Here is an 11,201-nt window from a genome sequence, read left to right as displayed (position 1 = left end):
GTTTTGCGAATACTGATATTGATGATACTAACGGCCCACCGGCCTGTTGAGGAACCTGTAAAACGGAAAGGCTCATTGAAGCCGTATATTTTCTGGAGGTTCATCAGGCGCGGAACTCATCGAGGCGCGGGAATAAAATCCCATTCAGACGCCGGATAGATTCAAGCAAGCCAACTTGTCGTCAAAATCGGTGTTGCAAAAACGGGAGTGACCATAGATTCCGTTTTCTGAGGCGACCCCCACATAGAGACCTTCCCGGTCATTCACTTTGTAGAGTTTGTCCCTGGGCTTGAGATTGCGCAGCTTGGTATCGGTCAGCATGTACCTTGTCCTTCTTCGTCTCCGATACCCACTCTATTGTAAACAAGACATTTTTATCTTTTATATTCAATGGCTTATTTTCCTGCTAATTGGTAATACCATGAAAAATACCATGCTCAGAAAAGGCTTAACAATATTTTGAAAAATTGCCTACTGAGCGCTGCCGCACAGCTCCATAGGCCGCTTTCCTGGCTTTGCTTCCAGATGTATGCTATTCTGCTCCTGCAGCTAATGGAGCACCGCAAACAGGTTACTCGCCTGGGGATTCCCTTTCGACCCGAGCATCCGTATGAGACTCATGCTCGATTATTATTATTATAGAAGCCCCCATGAATAAATCGCTCATCATTTTCGGCATCGTCAACATAACCTCGGACAGTTTCTCCGATGGAGGCCGGTATCTGGCGCCAGACGCAGCCATTGCGCAGGCGCGTAAGCTGATGGCCGAGGGGGCAGATGTGATCGACCTCGGTCCGGCATCCAGCAATCCCGACGCCGCGCCTGTTTCGTCCGACACAGAAATCGCGCGTATCGCGCCGGTGCTGGACGCGCTCAAGGCAGATGGCATTCCCGTCTCGCTCGACAGTTATCAACCCGCGACGCAAGCCTATGCCTTGTCGCGTGGTGTGGCCTATCTCAATGATATTCGCGGTTTTCCAGACGCTGCGTTCTATCCGCAATTGGCGAAATCATCTGCCAAACTCGTCGTTATGCATTCGGTGCAAGACGGGCAGGCAGATCGGCGCGAGGCACCCGCTGGCGACATCATGGATCACATTGCGGCGTTCTTTGACGCGCGCATCGCGGCGCTGACGGGTGCCGGTATCAAACGCAACCGCCTTGTCCTTGATCCCGGCATGGGGTTTTTTCTGGGGGCTGCTCCCGAAACCTCGCTCTCGGTGCTGGCGCGGTTCGATGAATTGCGGCTGCGCTTCGATTTGCCGGTGCTTCTGTCTGTTTCGCGCAAATCCTTTCTGCGCGCGCTCACAGGCCGTGGTCCGGGGGATGTCGGGGCCGCGACACTCGCTGCAGAGCTTGCCGCCGCCGCAGGTGGAGCTGACTTCATCCGCACACACGAGCCGCGCCCCTTGCGCGACGGGCTGGCGGTATTGGCGGCGCTGAAAGAAACCGCAAGAATTCGTTAACTGCACATTCGGGATATTTCTCTATATTCGCGCTTCATCAGAAAACTGAAGGAACCTCCATTGAATCGAACTAATATTTTTTTTGGTGAATCGCATTCTGACTGGTTGCCTGTCAGAGGCGGAGAATCTGGTGATTTTGTTTTTCGACGTGGTGACGGGCATGCCTTCGCGAAAATCGCACCTGCTTCCCGCCGCGGTGAGCTCGCTGGAGAGCGTGACCGCCTCATTTGGCTCAAAGGTCGAGGTGTGGCTTGCCCCGAGGTCATCAACTGGCAGGAGGAACAGGAGGGTGCATGCTTGGTGATAACGGCAATTCCGGGAGTACCGGCGGCTGATCTGTCTGGAGCGGATTTGCTCAAAGCGTGGCCGTCAATGGGGCAGCAACTTGGCGCTGTTCACAGCCTATCGGTTGATCAATGTCCGTTTGAGCGCAGGCTGTCGCGAATGTTCGGACGCGCCGTTGATGTGGTGTCCCGCAATGCCGTCAATCCCGACTTCTTACCGGACGAGGACAAGAGTACGCCGCAGCTCGATCTTTTGGCTCGTGTCGAACGAGAGCTACCGGTGCGGCTCGACCAAGAGCGCACCGATATGGTTGTTTGCCATGGTGATCCCTGCATGCCGAACTTCATGGTGGACCCTAAAACTCTTCAATGCACGGGTCTGATCGACCTTGGGCGGCTCGGAACAGCAGATCGCTATGCCGATTTGGCACTCATGATTGCTAACGCCGAAGAGAACTGGGCAGCGCCAGATGAAGCAGAGCGCGCCTTCGCTGTCCTATTCAATGTATTGGGGATCGAAGCCCCCGACCGCGAACGCCTTGCCTTCTATCTGCGATTGGACCCTCTGACTTGGGGTTGATGTTCATGCCGCCTGTTTTTCCTGCTCATTGGCACGTTTCGCAACCTGTTCTCATTGCGGACACCTTTTCCAGCCTCGTTTGGAAAGTTTCATTGCCAGACGGGACTCCTGCAATCGTCAAGGGATTGAAACCTATAGAAGACATTGCTGATGAACTGCGCGGGGCCGACTATCTGGTATGGCGCAATGGGAGGGGAGCAGTCCGGTTGCTCGGTCGTGAGAACAATCTGATGTTGCTCGAATATGCCGGGGAGCGAATGCTCTCTCACATCGTTGCCGAGCACGGCGACTACCAGGCGACCGAAATTGCAGCGGAACTAATGGCGAAGCTGTATGCCGCATCTGAGGAACCCCTGCCTTCTGCCCTTCTCCCGATCCGGGATCGCTTTGCAGCTTTGTTTCAGCGGGCGCGCGATGATCAAAACGCAGGTTGTCAAACTGACTACGTCCACGCGGCGATTATAGCCGATCAAATGATGAGCAATGCCTCGGAACTGCGTGGGCTACATGGCGATCTGCATCATGAAAACATCATGTTCTCCAGTCGCGGCTGGCTGGTGATAGATCCCGTCGGTCTGGTCGGTGAAGTGGGCTTTGGCGCCGCCAATATGTTCTACGATCCGGCTGACAGAGACGACCTTTGTCTCGATCCTAGACGCATTGCACAGATGGCGGACGCATTCTCTCGTGCGCTGGACGTCGATCCGCGTCGCCTGCTCGACCAGGCGTACGCTTATGGGTGCCTTTCCGCAGCTTGGAACGCGGATGGAGAAGAGGAGCAACGCGATCTAGCTATCGCGGCCGCGATCAAGCAGGTGCGACAGACGTCATACTAGATATCAAGCGACTTCTCCTATCCCCTGGGAACACATCAATCTCACCGGAGAATATCGCTGGCCAAAGCCTTAGCGTAGGATTCCGCCCCTTCCCGCAAACGACCCCAAACAGGAAACGCAGCTGAAACGGGAAGCTCAACACCCACTGACGCATGGGTTGTTCAGGCAGTACTTCATCAACCAGCAAGGCGGCACTTTCGGCCATCCGCCGCGCCCCACAGCTCGGGCAGAAACCGCGACGCTTACAGCTGAAAGCGACCAGGTGCTCGGCGTGGCAAGACTCGCAGCGAACCCGTAGAAAGCCATGCTCCAGCCGCCCGCATTGGAGAAATTCTTCAAATTCCCGTTGCACATAGCCCGGCAATTCCTTTCCCTGCTCTGCCATAAGCGCAGCGAATGCCGGGTAATACTCGTCAACGATCTGATAGAGAAGGGTTTGCTCGGGTCGGTGGCTCTGGTAACGACCAGTATCCCGATCCCGGCTGGCCGTCCTGGCCGCCACATGAGGCATGTTCCGCGTCCTTGCAATACTGTGTTTACATACAGTCTATCGCTTAGCGGAAAGTTCTTTTAGGGGTCTGACGCTCAGTGGAACGAAAACTCACGTTAAGGGATTTTGGTCATGAGATTATCAAAAAGGATCTTCACCTAGATCCTTTTAAATTAAAAATGAAGTTTTAAATCAATCTAAAGTATATATGAGTAAACTTGGTCTGACAGTTACCAATGCTTAATCAGTGAGGCACCTATCTCAGCGATCTGTCTATTTCGTTCATCCATAGTTGCCTGACTCCCCGTCGTGTAGATAACTACGATACGGGAGGGCTTACCATCTGGCCCCAGTGCTGCAATGATACCGCGAGACCCACGCTCACCGGCTCCAGATTTATCAGCAATAAACCAGCCAGCCGGAAGGGCCGAGCGCAGAAGTGGTCCTGCAACTTTATCCGCCTCCATCCAGTCTATTAATTGTTGCCGGGAAGCTAGAGTAAGTAGTTCGCCAGTTAATAGTTTGCGCAACGTTGTTGCCATTGCTGCAGGCATCGTGGTGTCACGCTCGTCGTTTGGTATGGCTTCATTCAGCTCCGGTTCCCAACGATCAAGGCGAGTTACATGATCCCCCATGTTGTGCAAAAAAGCGGTTAGCTCCTTCGGTCCTCCGATCGTTGTCAGAAGTAAGTTGGCAGCAGTGTTATCACTCATGGTTATGGCAGCACTGCATAATTCTCTTACTGTCATGCCATCCGTAAGATGCTTTTCTGTGACTGGTGAGTACTCAACCAAGTCATTCTGAGAATAGTGTATGCGGCGACCGAGTTGCTCTTGCCCGGCGTCAACACGGGATAATACCGCACCACATAGCAGAACTTTAAAAGTGCTCATCATTGGAAAACGTTCTTCGGGGCGAAAACTCTCAAGGATCTTACCGCTGTTGAGATCCAGTTCGATGTAACCCACTCGTGCACCCAACTGATCTTCAGCATCTTTTACTTTCACCAGCGTTTCTGGGTGAGCAAAAACAGGAAGGCAAAATGCCGCAAAAAAGGGAATAAGGGCGACACGAAAATGTTGAATACTCATACTCTTCCTTTTTCAATATTATTGAAGCATTTACCAGGGTTATTGTCTCATGAGCGGATACATATTTGAATGTATTTAGAAAAATAAACAAATAGGGGTTCCGCGCACATTTCCCCGAAAAGTGCCACCTGACGTCTAAGAAACCATTATTATCATGACATTAACCTATAAAAATAGGCGTATCACGAGGCCCTTTCGTCTTCAAGAATTTTATAAACCGTGGAGCGGGCAATACTGAGCTGATGAGCAATTTCCGTTGCACCAGTGCCCTTCTGATGAAGCGTCAGCACGACGTTCCTGTCCACGGTACGCCTGCGGCCAAATTTGATTCCTTTCAGCTTTGCTTCCTGTCGGCCCTCATTCGTGCGTTCTAGGATCCTCCGGCGTTCAGCCTGTGCCACAGCCGACAGGATGGTGACCACCATTTGCCCCATATCACCGTCGGTACTGATCCCGTCATCAATGAACCGGACTGCCACGCCCTGAGCGTCAAATTCCTTTATCAGTTGGATCATATCGGCAGTGTCGCGGCCAAGACGGTCGAGCTTCTTAACCAGAATGACATCACCTTCCTCCACCTTCATCCTCAGCAAATCCAGCCCTTCCCGGTCTGTTGAACTGCCGGATGCCTTATCGGTAAATATACGGTTTGCTTTCACACCTACGTCTTTGAGTGCTCTGACCTGAAGATCAAGAGACTGCTGACTGGTTGAGACCCGAGCGTAACCAAAAAGTCGCATAAAAATGTACCTTAAATCGAATATCGGACAACTCATGTCTATTATTACAAATTTACGATTTAATAGACATATTAATGTAACAGTTTTACGATGTCCGATAATTTATAACATTTCGTACGGTTGGAAAAATGTTACTAAATGCCCGTCAGGCAGGGAGGCCGATATGCCCGTTGACTTTCTGACCACTGAGCAGACTGAAAGCTATGGCAGATTCACCGGTGAACCGGATGAGCTTCAGCTGGCACGATATTTTCACCTTGATGAAGCAGACAAGGAATTTATCGGAAAAAGCAGAGGTGATCACAACCGTCTGGGCATTGCCCTGCAAATTGGATGTGTCCGTTTTCTGGGCACCTTCCTCACCGATATGAATCATACCTAGATTCTACGTCAGTACTTCAAAAAGCATAATCAAAGCCTTGATAAATATGCATTCCTTCGAAATTCAGCTTTCACCCATTGGGTGAAAGAAAAGTGCTCAAAAATATGTTAAATTATCAGCTTTTATGACTCGATATATGGTAAAATAATAGTAAGAAAAGTAGTAAAAAGGGGTTCTAATTATGATTAATAAAATTGATTTCAAAGCTAAGAATCTAACATCAAATGCAGGTCTTTTTCTGCTCCTTGAGAATGCAAAAAGCAATGGGATTTTTGATTTTATTGAAAATGACCTCGTATTTGATAATGACTCAACAAATAAAATCAAGATGAATCATATAAAGACCATGCTCTGCGGTCACTTCATTGGCATTGATAAGTTAGAACGTCTAAAGCTACTTCAAAATGATCCCCTCGTCAACGAGTTTGATATTTCCGTAAAAGAACCTGAAACAGTGTCACGGTTTCTAGGAAACTTCAACTTCAAGACAACCCAAATGTTTAGAGACATTAATTTTAAAGTCTTTAAAAAACTGCTCACTAAAAGTAAATTGACATCCATTACGATTGATATTGATAGTAGTGTAATTAACGTAGAAGGTCATCAAGAAGGTGCGTCAAAAGGATATAATCCTAAGAAACTGGGAAACCGATGCTACAATATCCAATTTGCATTTTGCGACGAATTAAAAGCATATGTTACCGGATTTGTAAGAAGTGGCAATACTTACACTGCAAACGGTGCTGCGGAAATGATCAAAGAAATTGTTGCTAACATCAAATCAGACGATTTAGAAATTTTATTTCGAATGGATAGTGGCTACTTTGATGAAAAAATTATCGAAACGATAGAATCTCTTGGATGCAAATATTTAATTAAAGCCAAAAGTTATTCTACACTCACCTCACAAGCAACGAATTCATCAATTGTATTCGTTAAAGGAGAAGAAGGTAGAGAAACTACAGAACTGTATACAAAATTAGTTAAATGGGAAAAAGACAGAAGATTTGTCGTATCTCGCGTACTGAAACCAGAAAAAGAAAGAGCACAATTATCACTTTTAGAAGGTTCCGAATACGACTACTTTTTCTTTGTAACAAATACTACCTTGCTTTCTGAAAAAGTAGTTATATACTATGAAAAGCGTGGTAATGCTGAAAACTATATCAAAGAAGCCAAATACGACATGGCGGTGGGTCATCTCTTGCTAAAGTCATTTTGGGCGAATGAAGCCGTGTTTCAAATGATGATGCTTTCATATAACCTATTTTTGTTGTTCAAGTTTGATTCCTTGGACTCTTCAGAATACAGACAGCAAATAAAGACCTTTCGTTTGAAGTATGTATTTCTTGCAGCAAAAATAATCAAAACCGCAAGATATGTAATCATGAAGTTGTCGGAAAACTATCCGTACAAGGGAGTGTATGAAAAATGTCTGGTATAATAAGAATATCATCAATAAAATTGAGTGTTGCTCTGTGGATAACTTGCAGAGTTTATTAAGTATCATTGCAGCAAAGATGAAATCAATGATTTATCAAAAATGATTGAAAGGTGGTTGTAAATAATGTTACAATGTGTGAGAAGCAGTCTAAATTCTTCGTGAAATAGTGATTTTTGAAGCTAATAAAAAACACACGTGGAATTTAGGGACTATTCATGTTGTTGTTATTTCGTATCTTCCAGAATAAGGAATCCCATGGTTAAAAAATCACTGCGCCAGTTCACGCTGATGGCGACGGCAACCGTCACGCTGTTGTTAGGAAGTGTGCCGCTGTATGCGCAAACGGCGGACGTACAGCAAAAACTTGCCGAATTAGAGCGGCAGTCGGGAGGCAGACTGGGTGTGGCATTGATTAACACAGCAGATAATTCGCAAATACTTTATCGTGCTGATGAGCGCTTTGCGATGTGCAGCACCAGTAAAGTGATGGCCGCGGCCGCGGTGCTGAAGAAAAGTGAAAGCGAACCGAATCTGTTAAATCAGCGAGTTGAGATCAAAAAATCTGACCTTGTTAACTATAATCCGATTGCGGAAAAGCACGTCAATGGGACGATGTCACTGGCTGAGCTTAGCGCGGCCGCGCTACAGTACAGCGATAACGTGGCGATGAATAAGCTGATTGCTCACGTTGGCGGCCCGGCTAGCGTCACCGCGTTCGCCCGACAGCTGGGAGACGAAACGTTCCGTCTCGACCGTACCGAGCCGACGTTAAACACCGCCATTCCGGGCGATCCGCGTGATACCACTTCACCTCGGGCAATGGCGCAAACTCTGCGGAATCTGACGCTGGGTAAAGCATTGGGCGACAGCCAACGGGCGCAGCTGGTGACATGGATGAAAGGCAATACCACCGGTGCAGCGAGCATTCAGGCTGGACTGCCTGCTTCCTGGGTTGTGGGGGATAAAACCGGCAGCGGTGGCTATGGCACCACCAACGATATCGCGGTGATCTGGCCAAAAGATCGTGCGCCGCTGATTCTGGTCACTTACTTCACCCAGCCTCAACCTAAGGCAGAAAGCCGTCGCGATGTATTAGCGTCGGCGGCTAAAATCGTCACCGACGGTTTGTAATAGCGGAAACGGAATGGGGAAACTCATTCCGTTTTTGTTTATCGCCTTAGACGGCAAAAGTGCTGTCGCCCACCTGCGCTTGCGCATACCAGGCCATAAGCTCCGTGGTTCCTGGTTCTCCTTCCGCTGGAGCCCAGTGCGCATAGTCATCGGCAGCCACGGGTTGATAGCCACCGTGTTTTACTTCAAAAATTATGCCACCGGTATCCAGCGACAGCACGGCATGCCAGGTTCCTGCGGCCATCTCCAGCACCGTACAGGTTTCCCCCAATATCGCCCGATGGGTGACGGTACCCCGATCGTCAAAATTCAGCACCACGAAACGACCCCTTAATGGCAACAGTAGCTCGAAGGTGTGAGGGTGTCGGTGCGGGCGCACGTAGGTCCCAGGTCATATTCCTTCCGGCGTCCGGCATTTTACCGCCAGACAGCTCGGGATTCGTGATATCACCGTTCTTGCAGAATACGGTCAGAGGGAAAATACCCGCCGTGAGCATGCAGCGCTGATACGTCAGCACTATCAGTATCGTGAATTTGCCTGGCCCTGGACATTTCGCCTTACCCGTCTTTTATATACCCGGAGCTGGATAAGCAACGAACGTCCTGGCCTGCTTTTCGATCTGGCGACAGGGTGGCTTATGCAACATCGTATTATTCTCCCCGGAGCCACTACGCTGACCCGGTTGATTTCAGAGGTAAGGGAAAAGGCGACGTTGCGCCTGTGGAACAAACTGGCACTGATACCGTCAGCCGAACAGCGTTCACAGCTGGAGATGCTGCTGGGGCCAACTGATTGCAGCCGCCTGTCTTTACTGGAATCACTGAAAAAGGGCCCTGTGACCATCAGTGGTCCGGCGTTTAATGAAGCAATTGAACGCTGGAAAACTCTGAACGATTTTGGCCTGCATGCTGAAAACCTGAGTACACTCCCGGCTGTGCGCCTGAAAAATCTCGCACGTTATGCTGGTATGACTTCGGTGTTCAATATTGCCAGGATGTCACCGCAGAAAAGGATGGCGGTTCTGGTTGCCTTTGTCCTTGCATGGGAAACGCTGGCGCTGGATGATGCATTGGACGTTCTGGACGCCATGCTGGCCGTTATCATCCGTGACGCCAGAAAGATTGGGCAGAAAAAACGGCTCCGCTCGCTGAAGGATCTGGATAAATCTGCATTGGCGCTCGCCAGCGCATGTTCGTACCTGCTGAAAGAAGAAACACCGGACGAATCGATTCGTGCTGAGGTGTTCAGCTACATCCCAAGGCAAAAGCTGGCTGAAATCATCACGCTTGTCCGTGAAATTGCCCGGCCCTCAGACGATAATTTTCATGAAGAAATGGTGGAGCAGTACGGGCGCGTTCGTCGTTTCCTGCCCCATCTGCTGAATACCGTTAAATTTTCATCCGCACCTGCCGGGGTTACCACTCTGAATGCCTGTGACTACCTCAGCCGGGAGTTCAGCTCACGGCGGCAGTTTTTTGACGACGCACCAACGGAAATTATCAGTCGGTCATGGAAACGGCTGGTGATTAACAAGGAAAAACATATCACCCGCAGGGGATACACGCTCTGCTTTCTCAGTAAACTGCAGGATAGTCTGAGGCGGAGGGATGTCTACGTTACCGGCAGTAACCGGTGGGGAGATCCTCGTGCAAGATTACTACAGGGTGCTGACTGGCAGGCAAACCGGATTAAGGTTTATCGTTCTTTGGGGCACCCGACAGACCCGCAGGAAGCAATAAAATCTCTGGGTCATCAGCTTGATAGTCGTTACAGACAGGTTGCTGCACGTCTTTGCGAAAATGAGGCTGTCGAACTCGATGTTTCTGGCCCGAAGCCCCGGTTGACAATTTCTCCCCTCGCCAGTCTTGATGAGCCGGACAGTCTGAAACGACTGAGCAAAATGATCAGTGATCTACTCCCTCCGGTGGATTTAACGGAGTTGCTGCTCGAAATTAACGCCCATACCGGATTTGCTGATGAGTTTTTCCATGCTAGTGAAGCCAGTGCCAGAGTTGATGATCTGCCCGTCAGCATCAGCGCCGTGCTGATGGCTGAAGCCTGCAATATCGGTCTGGAACCACTGATCAGATCAAATGTTCCTGCACTGACCCGACACCGGCTGAACTGGACAAAAGCGAACTATCTGCGGGCTGAAACTATCACCAGCGCTAATGCCAGACTGGTTGATTTTCAGGCAACGCTGCCACTGGCACAGATATGGGGTGGAGGAGAAGTGGCATCTGCAGATGGAATGCGCTTTGTTACGCCAGTCAGAACAATCAATGCCGGACCGAACCGCAAATACTTTGGTAATAACAGAGGGATCACCTGGTACAACTTTGTGTCCGATCAGTATTCCGGCTTTCATGGCATCGTTATACCGGGGACGCTGAGGGACTCTATCTTTGTGCTGGAAGGTCTTCTGGAACAGGAGACCGGGCTGAATCCAACCGAAATTATGACCGATACAGCAGGTGCCAGCGAACTTGTCTTTGGCCTTTTCTGGCTGCTGGGATACCAGTTTTCTCCACGCCTGGCTGATGCCGGTGCTTCGGTTTTCTGGCGAATGGACCATGATGCCGACTATGGCGTGCTGAATGATATTGCCAGAGGGCAATCAGATCCCCGAAAAATAGGGCACTGTTGCAAATAGTCGGTGGTGATAAACTTATCATCCCCTTTTGCTGATGGAGCTGCACATGAACCCATTCAAAGGCCGGCATTTTCAGCGTGACATCATTCTGTGGGCCGTACGC

At 49.5% G+C, this 11,201-nt stretch carries 7 protein-coding genes and 5 pseudogenes; 7 read left to right on the top strand and 5 right to left on the bottom strand.

Translation table 11 applies throughout. The features are described from left to right. Positions 1–216: 216 nt before the first annotated feature. Positions 217–321: pseudogene (locus tag ACMWKK_RS25265) on the bottom strand (Arm DNA-binding domain-containing protein); the annotation flags it as partial. A gap of 329 nt (positions 322–650) precedes the next feature. Here ACMWKK_RS25265 and sul2 point away from each other — a divergent pair. The 3 genes from sul2 to ACMWKK_RS25250 are packed head-to-tail and all read left to right on the top strand — an operon-like array spanning position 651 to position 3,166. After that, entirely contained in the window at positions 651–1,466 is an 816-nt protein-coding gene (gene sul2 / locus ACMWKK_RS25260; RefSeq protein WP_001043260.1) for a sulfonamide-resistant dihydropteroate synthase Sul2, read from the top strand. Positions 1,467–1,526: 60 nt separating this feature from the next. After that, complete coding sequence (aph(3'')-Ib, locus tag ACMWKK_RS25255) at positions 1,527–2,330, top strand: aminoglycoside O-phosphotransferase APH(3'')-Ib (RefSeq protein ID WP_001082319.1); 804 nt, start codon at positions 1,527–1,529, stop codon at positions 2,328–2,330. Further along, a complete protein-coding gene (locus ACMWKK_RS25250; protein WP_000480968.1) occupies positions 2,330–3,166 on the top strand; it encodes an aminoglycoside O-phosphotransferase APH(6)-Id in 837 nt (278 codons plus the stop codon). Before aph(3'')-Ib ends, ACMWKK_RS25250 begins: the two co-directional genes overlap by 1 nt. Before the next feature lie 106 nt (positions 3,167–3,272). Here the strand turns inward: ACMWKK_RS25250 and ACMWKK_RS25245 are convergent. From ACMWKK_RS25245 to ACMWKK_RS25235, 3 genes and pseudogenes are all read right to left on the bottom strand, one after another. After that, positions 3,273–3,677 (bottom strand): annotated as a pseudogene (locus ACMWKK_RS25245) (IS91 family transposase); the annotation flags it as partial. 209 nt (positions 3,678–3,886) lie between these two features. Further along, a complete protein-coding gene (locus tag ACMWKK_RS25240) occupies positions 3,887–4,747 on the bottom strand; it encodes a broad-spectrum class A beta-lactamase TEM-1 (RefSeq protein WP_000027057.1) in 861 nt (286 codons plus the stop codon). Between the two features lie 182 nt (positions 4,748–4,929). Then, the gene (locus ACMWKK_RS25235) at positions 4,930–5,487 is read right to left on the bottom strand and encodes a recombinase family protein (protein ID WP_193227456.1); all 558 of its coding nucleotides are present in this window, start codon (positions 5,485–5,487) and stop codon (positions 4,930–4,932) included. 163 nt (positions 5,488–5,650) lie between these two features. Between ACMWKK_RS25235 and ACMWKK_RS25230 the strand changes: the two are divergent. From ACMWKK_RS25230 to ACMWKK_RS25220, 3 genes and pseudogenes are all read left to right on the top strand, one after another. Further along, positions 5,651–5,857: pseudogene (locus tag ACMWKK_RS25230) on the top strand (DUF4158 domain-containing protein); the annotation flags it as partial. Between the two features lie 193 nt (positions 5,858–6,050). Then, positions 6,051–7,313, top strand: a complete 1,263-nt coding sequence (locus ACMWKK_RS25225; protein ID WP_000608644.1) for an IS1380-like element ISEcp1 family transposase — start codon at positions 6,051–6,053, stop codon at positions 7,311–7,313. Between the two features lie 255 nt (positions 7,314–7,568). Beyond that, positions 7,569–8,444, top strand: coding sequence for an extended-spectrum class A beta-lactamase CTX-M-15 (locus ACMWKK_RS25220; protein WP_000239590.1), 876 nt, complete (start codon positions 7,569–7,571; stop codon positions 8,442–8,444). Positions 8,445–8,490: 46 nt separating this feature from the next. Here the strand turns inward: ACMWKK_RS25220 and ACMWKK_RS25215 are convergent. Continuing rightward, positions 8,491–8,835, bottom strand: a pseudogene (locus ACMWKK_RS25215) (WbuC family cupin fold metalloprotein); the annotation flags it as partial. A gap of 13 nt (positions 8,836–8,848) precedes the next feature. On the opposite strand from ACMWKK_RS25215, the pseudogene ACMWKK_RS25210 reads away from it, so the two are divergent. Next, positions 8,849–11,077 (top strand): annotated as a pseudogene (locus tag ACMWKK_RS25210) (Tn3-like element Tn3 family transposase); the annotation flags it as partial. Positions 11,078–11,201 lie beyond the last annotated feature (124 nt).

The organism is Enterobacter sp. 01-M-03-SI-ECC, assembly GCF_047530215.1.
Classification (GTDB): domain Bacteria; phylum Pseudomonadota; class Gammaproteobacteria; order Enterobacterales; family Enterobacteriaceae; genus Enterobacter; species Enterobacter chengduensis.
The sequence above is the reverse complement of the archived record's forward strand: the minus strand, read 5'-3'. Positions and strand labels throughout refer to the sequence as shown.